Origin of the sequence: Thalassospira sp. SN3W (assembly GCF_038070535.1) — a bacterium.
Lineage (GTDB): Bacteria > Pseudomonadota > Alphaproteobacteria > Rhodospirillales > Thalassospiraceae > Thalassospira > Thalassospira xiamenensis.
Window position 1 is genome coordinate 1,205,522 of record NZ_CP121124.1, and the last position, 16,824, is coordinate 1,222,345.

The 16,824-nt window shown below is 55.7% G+C and carries 17 protein-coding genes; 11 read left to right on the forward strand and 6 right to left on the reverse strand.

All coding sequences use genetic code 11. The annotated features are described in order from the left end of the window. Nucleotides 1–36: 36 nt before the first annotated feature. Nucleotides 37–552 (reverse strand): MarR family transcriptional regulator, encoded by a 516-nt coding sequence (locus P8T57_RS05350; protein ID WP_007090103.1) that lies wholly within the window; start codon nt 550–552, stop codon nt 37–39. Between the two features lie 113 nt (nt 553–665). Here P8T57_RS05350 and P8T57_RS05355 point away from each other — a divergent pair, with 113 nt between their 5' ends. Beyond that, nucleotides 666–1,562 (forward strand): branched-chain amino acid aminotransferase, encoded by an 897-nt coding sequence (locus P8T57_RS05355; RefSeq protein ID WP_341364819.1) that lies wholly within the window; start codon nt 666–668, stop codon nt 1,560–1,562. Between the two features lie 96 nt (nt 1,563–1,658). Further along, nucleotides 1,659–2,342 (forward strand): glutathione S-transferase, encoded by a 684-nt coding sequence (locus P8T57_RS05360; RefSeq protein WP_341364820.1) that lies wholly within the window; start codon nt 1,659–1,661, stop codon nt 2,340–2,342. Between the two features lie 41 nt (nt 2,343–2,383). Here the strand turns inward: P8T57_RS05360 and betC are convergent, their stop codons facing one another. Further along, the gene (betC, locus tag P8T57_RS05365; RefSeq protein WP_341364821.1) at nt 2,384–3,898 is read right to left on the reverse strand and encodes a choline-sulfatase; all 1,515 of its coding nucleotides are present in this window, start codon (nt 3,896–3,898) and stop codon (nt 2,384–2,386) included. A gap of 223 nt (nt 3,899–4,121) precedes the next feature. Between betC and P8T57_RS05370 the strand changes: the two genes are divergently transcribed. Both P8T57_RS05370 and P8T57_RS05375 read left to right on the forward strand, forming a co-directional pair. Further along, a complete protein-coding gene (locus tag P8T57_RS05370; protein ID WP_341364822.1) occupies nt 4,122–5,009 on the forward strand; it encodes a LysR substrate-binding domain-containing protein in 888 nt (295 codons plus the stop codon). A gap of 320 nt (nt 5,010–5,329) precedes the next feature. Then, nucleotides 5,330–6,043: a hypothetical protein gene (locus tag P8T57_RS05375; protein WP_341364823.1), complete on the forward strand. Its 714-nt coding sequence runs from the start codon at nt 5,330–5,332 to the stop codon at nt 6,041–6,043. A gap of 19 nt (nt 6,044–6,062) precedes the next feature. Here P8T57_RS05375 and hemF read toward each other — a convergent pair whose 3' ends face one another. Next, nucleotides 6,063–6,953, reverse strand: coding sequence for an oxygen-dependent coproporphyrinogen oxidase (gene hemF, locus P8T57_RS05380; protein WP_341364824.1), 891 nt, complete (start codon nt 6,951–6,953; stop codon nt 6,063–6,065). Continuing rightward, complete coding sequence (locus tag P8T57_RS05385; RefSeq protein ID WP_007090110.1) at nt 6,953–7,423, reverse strand: tRNA (cytidine(34)-2'-O)-methyltransferase; 471 nt, start codon at nt 7,421–7,423, stop codon at nt 6,953–6,955. Before P8T57_RS05385 ends, hemF begins: the two co-directional genes overlap by 1 nt. A gap of 394 nt (nt 7,424–7,817) precedes the next feature. Between P8T57_RS05385 and petA the strand changes: the two genes are divergently transcribed. Genes petA through P8T57_RS05400 form a run of 3 tightly spaced genes read left to right on the forward strand, consistent with a single transcriptional unit; the run spans nt 7,818 to nt 10,418 of the window. Further along, the gene (gene petA / locus P8T57_RS05390) at nt 7,818–8,369 is read left to right on the forward strand and encodes a ubiquinol-cytochrome c reductase iron-sulfur subunit (protein WP_007090111.1); all 552 of its coding nucleotides are present in this window, start codon (nt 7,818–7,820) and stop codon (nt 8,367–8,369) included. A gap of 11 nt (nt 8,370–8,380) precedes the next feature. Continuing rightward, a complete protein-coding gene (locus tag P8T57_RS05395; RefSeq protein ID WP_007090112.1) occupies nt 8,381–9,649 on the forward strand; it encodes a cytochrome b N-terminal domain-containing protein in 1,269 nt (422 codons plus the stop codon). After that, entirely contained in the window at nt 9,642–10,418 is a 777-nt protein-coding gene (locus P8T57_RS05400) for a cytochrome c1 (RefSeq protein ID WP_007090113.1), read from the forward strand. Before P8T57_RS05395 ends, P8T57_RS05400 begins: the two co-directional genes overlap by 8 nt. Before the next feature lie 100 nt (nt 10,419–10,518). On the opposite strand, the gene P8T57_RS05405 is transcribed toward P8T57_RS05400, so the two are convergent. Continuing rightward, nucleotides 10,519–11,352 carry a class I SAM-dependent methyltransferase gene (locus tag P8T57_RS05405; protein WP_341364825.1) on the reverse strand — a complete coding sequence of 278 codons (834 nt, stop codon included), beginning with the start codon at nt 11,350–11,352 and terminating at the stop codon, nt 10,519–10,521. 126 nt (nt 11,353–11,478) lie between these two features. Between P8T57_RS05405 and gloB the strand changes: the two genes are divergently transcribed. Beyond that, nucleotides 11,479–12,249 (forward strand): hydroxyacylglutathione hydrolase, encoded by a 771-nt coding sequence (gloB, locus tag P8T57_RS05410; RefSeq protein ID WP_341364826.1) that lies wholly within the window; start codon nt 11,479–11,481, stop codon nt 12,247–12,249. 14 nt (nt 12,250–12,263) lie between these two features. Here gloB and P8T57_RS05415 read toward each other — a convergent pair whose 3' ends face one another. Then, nucleotides 12,264–13,511, reverse strand: a complete 1,248-nt coding sequence (locus P8T57_RS05415) for an ROK family transcriptional regulator (protein ID WP_139189971.1) — start codon at nt 13,509–13,511, stop codon at nt 12,264–12,266. A 223-nt stretch (nt 13,512–13,734) separates the two neighbouring features. Between P8T57_RS05415 and P8T57_RS05420 the strand changes: the two genes are divergently transcribed. The 3 genes from P8T57_RS05420 (at nt 13,735) to P8T57_RS05430 (ending at nt 16,821) form a co-directional block, all read left to right on the forward strand. Further along, nucleotides 13,735–14,763 carry a sugar ABC transporter substrate-binding protein gene (locus P8T57_RS05420; protein WP_037987330.1) on the forward strand — a complete coding sequence of 343 codons (1,029 nt, stop codon included), beginning with the start codon at nt 13,735–13,737 and terminating at the stop codon, nt 14,761–14,763. A 190-nt stretch (nt 14,764–14,953) separates the two neighbouring features. Further along, entirely contained in the window at nt 14,954–16,036 is a 1,083-nt protein-coding gene (locus tag P8T57_RS05425; protein ID WP_037987328.1) for an ABC transporter permease, read from the forward strand. Continuing rightward, on the forward strand, nt 16,033–16,821 hold the full coding sequence (locus P8T57_RS05430; RefSeq protein ID WP_341364827.1) for an ATP-binding cassette domain-containing protein: 789 nt from the start codon (nt 16,033–16,035) through the stop codon (nt 16,819–16,821). The genes P8T57_RS05425 and P8T57_RS05430 overlap by 4 nt, the downstream gene beginning before the upstream one ends. Nucleotides 16,822–16,824 lie beyond the last annotated feature (3 nt).

Below are 16,824 nucleotides of genomic sequence, written 5' to 3' on the forward strand. Positions count from 1 at the left end.
GTGATTATCGCGATAAAAAATTTTAACGAAACATCGCTAACTCGCCCGCCGGCGCATACCGGGCGGGCTGTCATCGGTGAAACGGGCCCGGTCGGGTTCTTCGAGCATGCCCAGCATCACCTTGCGAAAACCCTCAACCGCTTCGGCCCCGGCTTCGCGATAGGCGGCCGCGATCAGGCTGCGCTGATTTTCGGTCAGTTCACGTTCCAGCGCTTCGCCCTTTTCCGTCAGGGTCAAAAGCCGCTGGCGACGATCCTGCACACCGGTTTTCTGATCGATGAAGCCTTCGCGCACCAGTTGGCCCAAAACACGCGACAGGGACTGTTTGGTAATTTTAAGAATCGACAGAAGCTCGCTTACCGTAATGCCGGGGTTGCGGCTGACGAAATAAATGACCCGGTGGTGGGCGCGACCGAAATTATATTGCTCAAGTATCTGATCTGCCACTGCCGTGAAATCGCGATAGGCATAGAACAGCAGTTCAATACCTTGCCTAAGCTCTTCTTCCCGCAGAAAAAGCGGGTTTACCTTGCGTGTTGAGATATCAGCCATGCTTTTCCGTTATGTCAGTTATATTGACATATTAATCGATGAATGTTACTCCGGCCAGACAATTAAGGACATAAAGTTACGTCCAAGTGCCCTTTTGAATTGGAATCTGGCAAATGATCACTCCGACCTTCGACAACCGTGATGGTTTTATCTGGTATAATGGCGAACTTAAACCCTGGCGTGAAAGCACCCTCCATGTGCTGAGCCATGCGGTCCATTATGGCAGTGCTGTCTTCGAAGGGGAACGGGCTTATAACGGCAAAGTGTTCAAACTTGCCGAACATGGCCAGCGTCTGATCAAATCGGGTGAGATTCTCGATATGAAAGTGCCTTACAGCGCGGCCGAACTTGATGATGCGGTCATTGAAACGCTTGCGGCCAACAATATCACCGATGGCTATATCCGTCGTATAGCATGGCGCGGCAGTGAAATGATGGGCGTTTCAGCCCAGACCACGCGCATCAATGTCGCGATTGCCACATGGGAATGGCCCAGCTATTTCAAACCGGAAGAACGCCTGAAAGGCATCCGTCTGGCGCTTTCGAAATGGGCCCGTCCGGCCCCGAATACCGCGCCGACTTCGGCCAAGGCAGCCGGTCTTTACATGATCTGCACCCTGTCGAAACATGAAGCGGAACGCAACGGTTTTGCCGATGCGCTGATGCTTGACTACCGCGGTCAGATTGCCGAGGCGACCGGGGCGAACGTGTTCTTTGTCAAGGACGGCAAAATCCATACCCCGACCCCGGATTGCTTCCTGGATGGTATTACGCGCCGCACCGTGATCGGGCTTGCCAAAGCGCGCGGTTTCGAGGTGATTGAACGGGCGATCATGCCCGAAGAAATGGCCGAATTCGAGGAATGCTTCCTCACCGGGACGGCAGCCGAAGTGACCCCGGTGGCCTCCATCGCCGATTACACCTTCACCCCGGCCCATGTCTGCAAGACGCTGATGGAAGACTATATGGCGCTGGTGCGCGGTGAAAAAGAAACTGTTGCCGCCGAGTAGTAAAATTCAATAATCAGCCCGATTATTCACTTTTAATGAAAAATAGCCTGGCATCCGTTTGCCGGGCTATTTTTTGATCCAGGGACAAAACGCATCATGACGACGCCATTTTCACAAAAGTCTGATGATATACAAAACGGCAATCATACCCTGCTGTATCAGACCCATTCCCCATTTGCGCGCAAGGCACTGGTCTTTGCCCTTGAATGCGGATTGGGCGACCGGATCGAGGTCATCCATCAGGAAACCAGCCCGACCAATCGCAATGACCGGGTTTTTAGAGCCAATCCGCTGGGCAAGGTCCCGGTTCTGATCCTGCCAGATGGCATGGCCCTGTTTGATTCGGACGTGATCTGCGAGTATCTTGATAGCCTGCATACCGGTCGGAAGCTGATCCCGGTGGCGGGCACGGAACGCTGGCAGGTGCTGCGTTTGCAGGCATTGGCGCAGGGTATCTGTGATGCCGGTGTGGCTTATCGCTGGGAAACCAATCGTCGCCCGGAAAACCTGCGGCACCCGCCGCTGGCCGAGGGACAGAAAACCAAGCTGATCGAAGCATTTGACTATCTGGAAAACGAACTTGATCCCAAAGCGCCGCTCAATGGAGGTCATATCGCGCTCGCGACCGGGCTTGACTGGATCGCGTTTCGCGAACTGGCCGATTTCAGAACCGGTCGCCCGAGGCTGAGCCAATGGTATGAGGATTTCTGCGCCCGTCCATCGATGGCGCAAACCGGCTATAGCGGTCAAACCCATGACCAGGGTCAGCCGTCTCCTTAAGCCGGATCATCCCCAAGGCAGTTCTGGTATATCGCAGATATCTATTCCCCACGCGGGAAGCGTTGGCTCTCTTCCAGCTGATTGAGGTCCATGTGATTGCGCATATAGCGTTCGGATGCCTTTTGCAGGGGCTGGTAATCCCACGGGAAATAGGCGCCGTTGCGAAGCGATTGATAAACGATCCAGCGCCGGGCCTGACTTTCACGAACCGCACTGTCAAATGCCGCCATGTCCCAGCGCGCATCGCGCTGCTTGCGGAACGCATCAATCTGCCGGGCATATGCCGGATCGGGGGCCAGATTGCGCAATTCGTCCGGATCGGTTTCAAGATCGAAAAGCTGTTCGGGATCGAGTTCGCAATAAACGTATTTCCAGCGCCCGTCGCGAATGCAGACCAGCGGGGCGTTTGATCCCTCGGCGGCGTATTCCATCAGAACGGGTTCGCTACGCCGGGTGCCGAAAAAGCCGGGCACGAGGCTGATGCCATCGGTCCAGGGCATGACATCGTCAAGCGAGATACCGGCCAGTTCGGCAAGGGTCGGAGTGACATCAAGGGTCGATACCGGATCGGTGTAGCTGCCCGGTGTGATGTTCGGCCCCGCCATCATCAAGGGCACACGTGCCGAACCTTCGAAGAAGCTCATTTTAAACCAAAGACCGCGATCACCCAGCATATCACCATGATCGGACAGGAACAGAATGATGGTGTTATCCACCTGCCGGGTGCGTTCGAGCACATCGATGATGTCGCCGATCTTGTCATCAATATAGGAAATATTGGCGAAATAGGCGCGGCGCGACCGGCGGATATTGTCATCGGTAATGTCAAAGGCGGTATGGTCGCACGCCGCCATCAGCCGTTTTGAATGGGCATCCTGTTCATCAAACGGGATCGCCGAAACGGAGGGTTCCAGCGCCGGGCAGTCTTCGTAAAGGTCCCAGAATTTCCTGCGCGCGACGTAAGGATCATGGGGATGGGTGAAGCTGACGGTCAGGCACCATGGGCGGTCATCCTTGCCCCGGGCCAGGTCATACAGCTTGTGGGTGGCGTGATAGGCGACCTCGTCATCATATTCCATCTGGTTGGAAATCTCGCCCACGCCGGCCCCGGTGACAGAACCCAGATTATGATACCACCAGTCGATGCGTTCGCCCGGCTTGCGATAATCGGGCGTCCAGCCGAAATCGGCGGGATAAATATCGGTGGTCAGACGTTCTTCGAAGCCATGCAACTGATCGGGGCCGACAAAATGCATCTTGCCCGACAGGCAGGTGTGATATCCCGCGCGGCGCAAATGATGGGCGTAGGTCGGAATGTCGGAACAGAATTCGGCTGCGTTGTCATAGACCCGGGTGCGACTGGGCAATTGTCCGGCCATGAAGGATGCCCGCCCCGGCGCACACAGCGGAGATGCGGTATAGCAATTGCGAAACCGCGCAGACCGGGCCGCAAGCGCGGAAAGATGCGGGGTATGGAGGAATTCAGCCGGGCCATCGGGGAAAAGCGTTCCGTTTAGCTGGTCGGCCATCACGATAAGGATATTCGGGCGTTTCATTTAATGTACTGCTTTTTAACGGGTATCACGCGGAAAAAGACGGACAGCACCAGCCAGAACGATCCGACACCGCAAGGAACTGCGTGATGGCAGGGAAGTGGTCCGACATTCTGGCGAAGCTCCGCTTATTCTTTTTGATGCTGATCTGATATGCTCCATTAAATTCACAAATCGACCCATGGCGAAAGCCGGTGTTTTTTAATTGCTATTATAAAGATTCTTTATGGCCCAGCGACATCTTGACCTTGGATGGCTTCGGACTTTTGACGCGGTTGGCCGACTGGGCAGCCTGACACGGGCCGCACAGGAACTTGGCCTGACACAGCCCGCCGTGACCTATCAGATCCGGCGGGTGGAGGAGCAGCTTGGCCTGTCGCTTTTCCACCGATCACAGGGCGGCAGCCGGTTGACCGAAGCGGGCGAGGTTCTGTTTCGGGCGGTGCGGGCAAGTGTGGAACGCATCGATGACGCGGCACAGGAAACGTTGCGCAAGGCGCGCGATCCGGCGATCCGGATTTTTACCGATTATGGTTTTGCCGCCTTCTGGCTGATGCCGCGCGTGGCGGATTTCCGTCGCCGGCATCCCAAGGCCGAAGTGCATATCGTGGCGTCGCAAAGTCTTGAGGACGAACTGGAACGCGATACCGATGCGGCGATGGTGTTCGGCGCCAGGGGCGATTTTCCGCCAAGCGCAAAGCTTCTGATTCCCGAACGCGTCGTGCCGGTCTGCGCACCCGGTTTCCTTGAACGATATGGCCCGTTCGACGATCCGGCACAATGTGCCAATGTGCCGTTGCTGCATCTTGAAACTACGGAAAAGGCCCGCTGGCTGACATGGGCGACGTGGCTGGCGGCACACGGGGTTGCCCGCGAACCCGAACAGGGCGATCTGGGCCTGAACACATACGGCTTTGTCATTCAGGCAGCCCTTGCCGAACAGGGACTGGCACTGGGCTGGATCGGGCTTGTCGATCATCATCTGGCGCAGGGCAGCCTGATACAGGTAGGCCCCGAAATCAGCCGCCATGATCGGGGATACTGGCTGGTGCCAAGCCCGTCGGCCCACGGCACAACCGCCGCCCTTCTGGATTGGCTGATCAACGAAACCTGAGACGCTGACATGCCGATTGAAAAGCGCCCCTTAAAACTAATACTTTTGGATAGTTTTTTACTTTTTCCTGCGGTAAAACAGAAAACACATAAGAATAAATGTGAATGAGGAACGTCATGCGGATCATGCAATCTGTGATGACAATCGCCGCGTCGTTCATGCTTCTCGCCACCAGCGCCAGTACGGCGCCCTTGAAGCAGGACCAGATTATCCGGCTTCCGGTAAGGCAGGCGGATATTGAGGGTGTTGACGCATGCATTCGCAGCCCATCAGATGATTGCCGAAAATGTCGGGAAAGCAATCAATCGAACCTTTCGCTGATGAATTATACTCTGCTGCACGAAGCCCTGCATGCGGGCGGCATCAAGGCCGAGGTCGAACCCGTCATATCCCCCAATTCCGAGCGCAGCCGGAAAATGATTGCATCGGGGATGGCCGATATCAAAACAGACTGGGCCTTCAACATTTCCGGAAATGCCGATTTCCTTAAAACTGATCCGCTTTTAAAAGCAGGCGAGATCGAGAAAGGCCTTTATGCACCGCGCGGATTTATGGATGGCAAAGCCGATAACGCCCTGCCAGATATTCACACACTCCGGGCGGTGGGCATCCGCAACTGGCGGCTGGACTGGCAGGTTCTTGAAAGTCTGCCACTGGCAAGCCTGACCAATGCGGCGACAGTCAAACAAATGTTTTCGATCATCAATGCCGGTCGTGCCGATTTCACGTTGCTTGAATTTTCATCCCGGCCGGATATGGGCCGGGAAGTCGACGGTATATGGCTTTACCCAATTCCCGGCATAAAGGTATCCCTGCCCGAAACGCAGCATTTCATGGTTTCGCGAAAACTGAAAGATGCCGACAAGGTGATCGAAGCCCTGAACCGCGGTATCAAGACATTGCGCGACAATGGTTTTATAAGGCTTTGCCTGATGAATAATGGCGTCATCCATCCCAAAGTCGAGGACTGGCACACATTGAACGCGACGGCAGAAACAATCGATAGGGATCATCCGACCGTTTCATCGCAGTAACAGACCCAAGCCCTCTGGCTTATGGCCAGTTGGCTTCGGGCGGCAGGGACATCAGGATCGCCTCGGTATTGCCGCCGGTCATCAGACCAAAGCGCGTGCCGCGATCATGGAGTAGGTTGAATTCGACGTAGCGTCCGCGCTTGATCAATTGGGCACGGCGTTCATCGTCGGTCCAGGATTTGTTGTAATGGCGTTTGACCAGTTCGGGATAGATGTCGCGAAAGGCGCGGCCGACATCCTGTGTGAAGGCAAAATCCGCATCCCAGTCGGCATCGAGATAATCATAGAAAATCCCGCCCACCCCGCGCGGTTCGTTCCGGTGCGGCAGGAAGAAATATTCATCGCACCATTTTTTGAACCGGTCGTAATAATCATCGTCATGCGCGTCACAGGCCGCCTTCAGCGCGCCGTGAAAATCCGCCGTGTCGGCATCCTGCGGGAATACCGGGGTCAGGTCAGCCCCACCGCCGAACCATGCCTTGGTGGTCACGATATGACGGGTATTCATATGAACCGCCGGGACATGGGGCGAACAGGGATGGGCGACCAGTGAAATGCCCGCTGCCCAGAAATTCGGATTTTTATCCGCACCGGGAATTTCAGCGCGGAATTTTTCGGAAAATTCGCCATATACGGTCGAAATATTGACCCCGACCTTTTCAAACACGCGGCCCTTCATGACCGACATTTCACCGCCGCCCTGATCTTCGCCATTCTGATCTTTGCCACGTTCCCAGCTTTTGCGTTCAAACCGCCCGGCCGGTTGATCGGCGAGCGGTCCGGTATAGCTGTCTTCGAGCGCCTCGAAACTGGCACAGATTTCGTCGCGCAACTGTCGGAACCAGTTCCGCGCCGTTTCCTTGTGCTCTTCGATCTTTTGGACGATCAGATCGTTATCGGTGCTGGTCATCAGGCCTTCTCCGGGAAGCTGTTGGTTTGGCGCAGGGCTTCGCCCAATGTCATTGCCGTAGCCATCGCGACGTTAAGCGACCGCATTCCGGGTTTAAGCGGAATAACGACGCGGGCATCGACATAATCATGCACCTGATCGGGCACGCCACTGCTTTCGGAGCCCAGCATCAGAATATCATCGGGTCGATAGTCAAAATCGCAATAAGGCACCGCCCCCTTGGTCGTCAGCAATACCAGACGCCCGGGAACGGTTCCATCATTACGCGCCTGCACAAAGCCGCGCCAATCGGCATGGCGTGTATAATCCGCCGCCCCCAGATAATCCATCCCCGCACGCTTGAGCGCCGCCGAGGTCAGAAGAAAACCGCAGGGTTCGATAATGTCGACGGGAACCCCGAGACATGCCGCCATGCGCAGGATGGTACCGGTGTTTTGTGGAATGTCGGGTTCGAACAGACAGATTCTCATAAGGCTTTATAGACTCGCAACATTTTCGATCTGAAATCCGGGCGCAAAAACTTACAAAATTACGCCGATATATCGCCATTAGACTTATTTGGAATAAGACGAGACAAGGATATAACCACTTGGTTGTGAATACGCCAGTCTGTTAGAAAACGCTACGTTCGCTTCGATTGTGCACCGCAAAACCAAATAGGCAAATCGAATGCGAACAATTTGCAACTCCAAGTTCCCCTTAACAAACCCCCTTTTTGTTAGTATACGAACCCGGTTTCAGGCCTGAAGGCTTTGGGGCAAAAGCATTGTTTGATTTCCATCAATGGAAATTAAAGGTCTTTGCCCTAAGTGTGCAGTTGGGCATTCCGCATGCCTGTTTTGGGGGCAGAAAGAGGAATACATTATGTCGCAAACGGTGCAATCATCCGGGGACCACACTCCGGACGAGAACCGCAGGGATTTTCTGACCCTGGCGACCACGGCAGTCGGTGTTGTTGGCACCGGCATGGCGCTGTGGCCGTTCGTGGACAGCATGAACCCGTCCAAGGACGTTCTTGCGCTGGCCTCGGTCGAAGTTAACCTGTCAAATATTCCGGTCGGTCAGGCCGTCAAGGTCATGTGGCGCGGTAAACCCGTATTCATCCGCCACCGTACCGAACGTGAAATCAATGAAGCCGAAGAGGTTTCCTTGAACGAGCTGGTCGATCCGCAATCCGATGAAGCCCGTGTCCAGAAAAAGGAATGGCTGATCGTGGTCGGTGTCTGCACCCATCTGGGCTGCATTCCGATGGGCACGGCAACCGGTGAGACACGCGGTGATTATGACGGATGGTATTGTCCGTGCCACGGGTCGCACTACGACACGTCCGGTCGTATCCGCAAAGGTCCGGCACCGCTGAACCTTGTCGTGCCGACCTACACCTTCCTCACCGACACGTCGGTTCAGATCGGCTAAGGAGCAGGTAGATGAGTGCACCCGTTTGGAATAACAAGGTAGTGAAATGGGTCGATGACCGTCTTCCGGTCTTCTCCATGTTGCATCACTCCGCTTATGAATATCCGACCCCGAAGAACCTGTCCTATATGTGGAACTTCGGTTCTTTGGCCGGTTTTGTTCTGGTGACGATGATTCTCTCCGGGATTTTCCTGGTGATGAATTACACCCCGCATGCCGATATGGCGTTCTGGTCGGTCGAGCGCATCATGCGTGATGTGAACTATGGCTGGCTGATCCGCTATATCCACATGAACGGCGCATCGATGTTCTTCATCTGCGTCTATATCCATATTTTCCGTGGCCTGTATTACGGGTCTTACAAAGCACCGCGTGAAATGCTGTGGTGGATTGGTATCCTGATCCTTCTGGCGATGATGGCGACCGCGTTCATGGGCTATGTCCTGCCGTGGGGCCAGATGTCATTCTGGGGGGCGACGGTTATTACCAACCTGTTCTCGGCCTTCCCGATCATTGGCGACCCGCTGGTGACATGGCTTTGGGGCGGTTTCTCGGTTGATAACCCGACTCTCAACCGGTTCTTCTCGCTGCATTACCTGATGCCGTTCGTGATCCTTGGCCTTGTGGTCCTGCATGTCTGGGCCCTGCACACCGTACGGTCGAACAACCCGACCGGCGTCGAAATCAAGACACCGCAGGATGCGATCGCGTTCCACCCGTACTATACGATCAAGGATCTGTTCGGTATGGGCGTGTTCCTGATCTTCTTCCTGTTCTTCGTGTTCTTTGCGCCCGACTTCTTTGGCGAGCCGGATAACTATATCCCGGCGAACCCGCTGGTAACCCCGCCGCATATCGTGCCGGAATGGTACTTCCTGCCGTTCTATGCGATCCTGCGGTCCATCGACTTCACCATCTTCGGTATTCCGGCAAAGCTGCTTGGCGTGCTTGCGATGTTTGCATCCATCATCGTTCTGTTCGTCATTCCGTGGCTTGATACCTCGAAGGTGCGCAGCTCGAAGTTCCGCCCGGTTTACAAGTGGTTCTTCCTGATCCTGTTCATTGACTGCTTTATCCTTGGATATTGCGGCAAGAAGGCCCCGGATGACTACTTCTTGGGGATCGAAGGGCTTAAAGTGATCACCGTTGGCCAGCTGGCAACGCTTTACTACTTCGCGCATTTCCTTCTGGTCATGCCGATTGTCGGTAAACTGGAACGGCCCAAACCGCTTCCGGCCAGCATCAGCGAATCCGTACTCAAGGGAGGCGCAAATGCGTAAGTTTGCATTGACCGCCATTGCTGCGGCATTCGCACTGAGCGCCTTTGCCGGCACATCGGCAAAGGCCGCAGGCAACGCTCCGGTTCCGGAAGCACAGGAATGGAGCTGGCAGGGGCTTTTTGGCACCTATGATCGGGCGCAGATGCAGCGCGGTTTCCAGGTTTACAAAAACGTGTGTGCCGGTTGCCACAGTCTTCGTTTCATAGCGTTCCGTAACCTGGAAGGCATCGGGTTTAACGAAGACCAGATCAAGGCCATCGCGGCGGAATACGATATTGAAGACGGCCCGAACGATGATGGTGACATGTTCACCCGTCCGGGTATTGCGTCGGACTATTTCCCGTCACCTTTCCCGAACGACAAAGCTGCCGCTGCGTCGAACGGGGGTGCGATTCCGCCCGATCTGTCATTGATGACGAAGGCACGCCTGCATGGTCCGGATTATGTTTATGCCCTGCTGACCGGTTACGAGGAAGAAGCACCTGAGGGCTTCGACCTTGCGGAAGGCAAGTATTACAACCACTACTTCCCGGGTCATCAGATTTCGATGGCACCGCCGCTTTATGATGAAGCGGTCGAGTACACCGATGGCACACCGATGACCATGGAACAGCACGCGCATGACGTGGTTGCGTTCCTGAACTGGACGGCACAGCCGGAACTTGAAGCCCGCAAATCAATGGGCATGAAAGTTCTGCTGTTCCTGATCGTTCTGACAGCGATGCTCTATGCGGTGAAACGTAAAATCTGGCGCGATATCGAACATTAAGCGTTCGCGATATCGTCAAAAATCAAAGGCCGTCGGGAAACCGGCGGCCTTATTTGTTGGCGCATCGCAAAGCGTCGTCGCACGGAACTGCCGCCTGTGATCAGGATTTGGGGTTGGCGGGCAGAGGTTCGGTACAAGGCAATGCGGTTTCGCACGCAATGTCAGCGTGATTTCCGCTGGAATGGTTGCCACTCGAATGATTGCCGTCCGCCGGGCGCAGGGGCGGAACAGTCACAGGGATATGTACCAGCCTGCGTTTACGCGCCGGGGTGCCCGTGCTGGCGTAAAGCTGTTTTCCCGCTTCGACAATCGAAACCCCGGCAAAGGCCTTGAACAGACGCGATCCGACATTTTCGAATGCCTGCGACCAGCGCAGCAGAAACCGGCTTTGGGTCGGGGGCAGGAAAAGGGCGCGGCTGTGCTGCACGGGCAGGAACATGTTTTCGCGCATCAGGTTCTGAAGCTGTGACACGCTATAGGGATGGCCAAAGCCAAAGGGCGTATTTTCCGACCAGGACCAGAGCGAGCTTCGGTTGGGTGTGACCACCACGATCCGGCCGTTGGGGGTCAATACCCGCCAGCATTCGCGCATCAGGCGGCGCATGGAATCGGAATGTTCGACCAGATGCACCAGCAGGATGCGGTCGACCGAGCTATCGGGCAGCGGCAGCATGGTTTCTTCGGTAAGGGCGACATGATTGGGATCGCCCACGGGCCAAGGAACACAACCCTGCTGGCCGGGCATGAAAGCCAGCACGCGTTCTGCCTCGCCCATGAAGGGGCGCAGATAGGGCGTGGCATAACCAAAACCCAGCACGCGCATGCCGCGGACATCCGACCACATCACGCGCAAGCGGCGACGGATCAGGCGGCGAGCAGCCTGCCCGAGGCTTCCGGCATAAAAACGGTGAAGATCAACAACATCCTGACGCATGAAAATAGCCTAGAGCCTTTTCTGATTGGATTGAAGCGCAAAAACCTTGCACGATGCGTGATTGTTTTAAGAAGCCGCAAGCTGATAGGCTTGGCGCATATTCCATTCACACACGCGAGGTCGGCCATGTCCGCAGGCGATGTCTTTGTCATTCCGTGCCTTTCCGATAATTACACCTATCTTGTGCGCTGCCACGAAACAGGTACGACCGCGATTGTCGATCCGGGCGAGGCAGGCCCGGTGATAAGCGCGCTTGAAGATCGTGGCTGGCCGCTTGATATCGTGATCAATACCCATCATCACAATGACCATATCGGCGGCAATGCCGAACTGATCACCAGATATGGCGCGAAACTGATTGGCCCCAAGGCCGAAACCATGCGCATTCCCGGCATGGATCAGACGGTCGCCGAGGGGGATGAGGTGATGATTGGTGCGCTTTCCGGGCAGGTCTTTGACGTGCCGGGCCATACCAGCGGCCATATTGCGTTTTATTTTCCGGCGGTATCGGCCATGTTTTCCGGTGACAGCCTGTTTGCACTGGGTTGCGGGCGGTTGTTTGAAGGAACGCCAGCCCAGATGTGGCAGTCCCTGCAAAAATTTCGCAACCTTCCGGGCGAGACGCTGGTGTATTGCGGGCATGAATATACCCAGTCCAATGCCCGGTTTGCCGCAACGATTGAAACCGGCAATGTGGCGCTTAAGGCGCGCTGCGCGGAAATTGACGATCTGCGCGCACGCGGTATTCCAACCATTCCGTCACGCTTGGACAAGGAACTGGCAACCAACCCGTTCCTGCGCGCCGATCATGCATCGGTTGCCAGCGACCTTGGAATGGAAGACGCAACCGCCACCGAGATTTTTGCCGAAATCCGCGGGCGGAAGGATCGGTTCTGACGATCCGGTCCTGATCAGGCCATCTGCTTGAACAGGACGTTCTGATCAAGCAGATAGCGCGAAAACAGTGGCAGGCTGGCGGCACCGATGGCACGTGCGGCACTGCCGACCGCACCCTGTTCGATATGCGGGGGGGCGATGCCTTGCAGGTCGAGTTTGAGGGTGGCCTTGCGCGTGGCATCGACGATTCTGGCACAGACATCTTTGGGGAAGCCGCCATCGACAATGACGGCTTCGAAATCAATCACCGAACAGACCGAGGTAATGGCGATTGCCAGGCCCCGTGCGGTATGGTCAATCCAGAGGTCAAGGGTTGCGCCAAGCTGATGCCAGTAATCGGGATCCTTCCAAAGCAGGGCGGGATCACGGCCTTCGCGGGTCAGCATTTCTTCGAGCACGAAGATGGATGCCTGATCGATCAACTGGCTGGGATGACCGGATCGCGACGGGACAGGCATCGAGCCAAAGGCCCCGGCATTGCCGGTTTTACCAGCATAAAGCGCCTGATTGAGCACCACCCCGCCACCAATGAACGATCCGATAAAGAAATAGGCGAAGTCGGAATAATTCGGCCCTGCCCCAAATACCAGTTCCGCCCCGCAGGCCGCCGTGGCGTCATTCTGCTGAAAGACCGGGAACGGCACGATTTCGCCGATGATGTCGATCAGATCGACTTCACGCCAGGCACTCATATCTTCGGGTGGGGCTCCGACTTCTTCGACCCAGTTCCATAATTCGAATGGGGCGGCAATGCCGATCCCGGCGATGCGTTGGCGATGCATGGTTGACAGGCCGCGCGACAATTGTTCGACCGAGGCGCGCACGAATTTGCGGATGCCGTCCGGGGTCGGGTATTTATAGGCTTCGTTCAGGCTGGCGCGGACAGTCCCGACAAAATCCATCAGGATCAGTTCAGCGCTGCGTCGCCCGATTTTAAGGCCGAAGGAGAAAACACCATCGGGATCAAGTGCCATCGGGATTGATGGTTTGCCAACCTTGCCGCGCACCGGATCGCCGCGTTTGAGCAAGCCATCCTTTTCCAGCGCACGCATGATCACGGAAACGGTTTGCGCCGAAAGTCCGGAAAGACGGGCAATATCGGCCTTCGACAATCCGACATTGCGTCGCACCAGTGACAGGACCAGCCGTTCATTATAGGCGCGCACGCGTAACTGGTTCGCACCCCCGCCCGGATGAAGCGGACGCGCTCCCTGTCCCTCATCCCCGGCAATGTCCGGGTTGATATACAGTGAAGGTGTCATTTTTATCCTCCCACTCGGGTTCTTTATTGCCCGAATAGGTTTGAGAGTGACAGGATTAATTAATAAATCAATCGGATTTATTAATTGACAGCCCCGAGCATTTGGTGTGTCGTAGGCAACAGACAGGCACAAAAGACGTGCGTAACGATACGTTCCACCTGTCGCAAAATGAACAAATCCGGCCCAAAGGGCTGAATATCAGGTTATTCCTGGGAGGAAACAGATGAAGAAGACTCTTGTTGGCGCCACCCTTGGGGCGCTTGCGCTTGGCCTTGCCGCTGCACCGCATGCTGCCAAAGCCGATGAAATCGGTGCCTGCCTTATCACCAAAACCGACATCAACCCATTCTTTGTGAAAATGAAGGAAGGCGCGCAGGCCGCGTCGGTTGCCAATGGTGTCAACCTTTCGACTTTTGCCGGTAAAATCGATGGGGACCATGAAACCCAGGTGCAGGCGATTGAATCCTGCATCGCATCGGGTGCGAAGGGTATCCTTCTGACCGCATCGGACACCAAGGCGATTGTGCCGGTTGTCAAAAAGGCGCGTGATGCCGGATTGCTCGTCATTGCACTTGATACCCCGCTTGAGCCAATCGACTCCGCCGATGCGACCTTTGCCACCGATAACTTCAAGGCGGGCGAATTGATCGGCCAATGGGCCGCTGCCAAGCTCGGCGACAAGGCCTCGGATGCGAAAATCGCGTTTCTTGACCTGACGCCAAGTGCCCCATCGGTTGACGTTCTGCGTGATCAGGGCTTCATGAAAGGGTTCGGGATCGACATCAAGGACCCGAACAAAATCGGTGACGAAGATGATCCCCGCATCGTTGGCCATGACATCACTAACGGCAACGAGGAAGGCGGCCGCAAGGCGATGGAAAACCTGTTACAGCAGGATTCCGAAATCAATGTCGTCTATACCATCAACGAACCGGCAGCCGCCGGTGCCTATGAGGCGCTGAAATCGTTTGGCATGGAAGACGGCGTTCTGATCGTGTCGGTCGATGGCGGTTGCCCGGGCGTTCTGAACGTTCAGGATGGCGTGATTGGCGCAACATCGCAGCAATATCCGCTTGATATGGCCTATAAGGGTATCGAGGCGATCAAGGCCTGGGCCGAAAGCGGTGAAAAACCAGCCAATACCGAAGGTCTTAACTTCTATGATACCGGGGTCAACCTTGTGACCGGTGATCCAGCCGAAGGTGTTCCGTCGATTGATATCGATGAAGGCATGAAACGCTGCTGGGGCTAAGCCCCTTAGCGTGACGATCTGATATTCGAGGAGGGCGGTCATAAACGCCGCCCTCTTGTCCCACAAAAAGGTTACACTTGGTCTGCCCCTACCCGATCCAAGCCGGTCATCAGAACCGGCGGGGGCATTTGATGAACTGTTGTGCATGATTTTTCGCAACCCATGTTCACGACCAAGCCGGGAGGAAGCGATGAGCGAACCTGCTCGCACATCTCGCACGAAACAGGAATACGAACAGACGCTTGACGCCAGCGACAAGGCGGTTGCGCAGTTCGACCATAAAAGCCGGAACTTTCTGGATGCCACGCAACATTTCCTGCATGGCAATCCGACGATGGTGCCGGTGATCGTCCTTGTCATTTCGATTATCATCTTTGGTGCACTGGCGGGACCGAAGTTCTTTTCGCCGTTCAACCTGTCGCTGATTGTGCAGCAGGTTTCGATCATCGGCATTCTGGCCGCCGCACAAAGCCTTGTGATCCTGACCGCCGGGATTGATCTTTCGGTCGGTGCGATCATGGTTTTGATGTCGGTCATTATGGGGCAACTTGCGATCACGCTTGGCGTCCCCGCACCGCTTGCCATCCTGATCGGGTTTGTCGGCGGCATTCTGGCCGGGATGCTGAACGGGTTTCTCGTCACCCGCATCAAGTTACCGCCCTTTATCGTGACATTGGGCACGTGGAATATTTTCTTTGCGCTGAACCTTTGGCTTTCGGGCGCGCAGTCGATCCGTAGCCAGACACTGGATGAAATCGCACCGCTTTTGAAATTCTTTGGCGAAAGCATCGCGATTGGCGGGGCGCGGATCACCTATGGCTCGGTCCTGATGCTCGTCATCTTTGCCGTCCTTTGGTACATCCTGAACCATACCAGTTGGGGCCGGCATGTTTATGCCATCGGCGATGACAAGGAAGCCGCCGAACTTTCAGGCATTCGCACCAACCGCACGCTTATCATGGTTTATGGCCTTGCCGGGCTTGTCTGTGGCATTGGTGCGTGGGCATCGATCGGGCGTGTTGGCTCGGTCTCGCCGCAAAGTTTTCAGGAAGCAAACCTGCAATCGATTACCGCAGTTGTGATTGGCGGCATTTCGCTGTTTGGCGGGCGCGGGTCGATCATCGGGCCGCTGATTGGGGCGCTGATCGTTGGGGTGTTCAATTCGGGGCTTCGGCTTGTCGGGGTTGATGTTCTTTGGCAGGTGTTTGCGATTGGCTGGCTGACGATTATCGCCGTTGCAATCGACCAGTGGATCAGAAAGGTATCGTCATGAGCACGGATAAAAAACCTGTCCTGACCGCACGCGGTATCGTTAAACGCTATGGCCGGGTGACCGCACTTGATCACGCGGATTTTGACCTTTATCCCGGTGAAGTCCTTGCGGTGATCGGCGATAACGGTGCGGGAAAATCATCCCTGATCAAGGCGCTTTCGGGGGCGATCACGGTGGACGAAGGCGTGATCGAGCTTGATGGCAGGCCGGTGCGTTTTTCATCACCGATGGAAGCCCGCGAAGCCGGGATCGAGACAGTTTATCAGAACCTTGCGCTTTCGCCGGCCCTGTCGATTGCGGATAACATGTTCATGGGGCGCGAGCTGCGCAAACCGGGTTTTATGGGCAAATATTTCGGGGCCCTTGACCATAAAGGAATGCAACGCATCGCACGCGAAAAGCTTTCCGAGCTTGGCCTGATGACGATCCAAAACATCAATCAGGCGGTCGAAACGCTTTCGGGCGGGCAGCGGCAGGGGGTTGCGGTTGCCCGTGCGGCGGCCTTCGGATCTCGCGTCGTGATCATGGATGAACCGACCGCGGCCCTTGGGGTCAAGGAAAGCCGCCGGGTGCTGGAACTGATTGCCGATGTCAAATCGCGCGGCATGCCGATTGTGCTGATTTCGCACAATATGCCCCATGTGTTCGAGGTGGCGGATCGCATCCATGTTCATCGTTTGGGCAAGCGGCTTTGCACGATCAATCCTGATGATTACAGCATGTCGGACGCGGTCGCCTTTATGACCGGAGCAAAGGAGCCGCCAGAAATATCTGCGGCGGCCTGAATT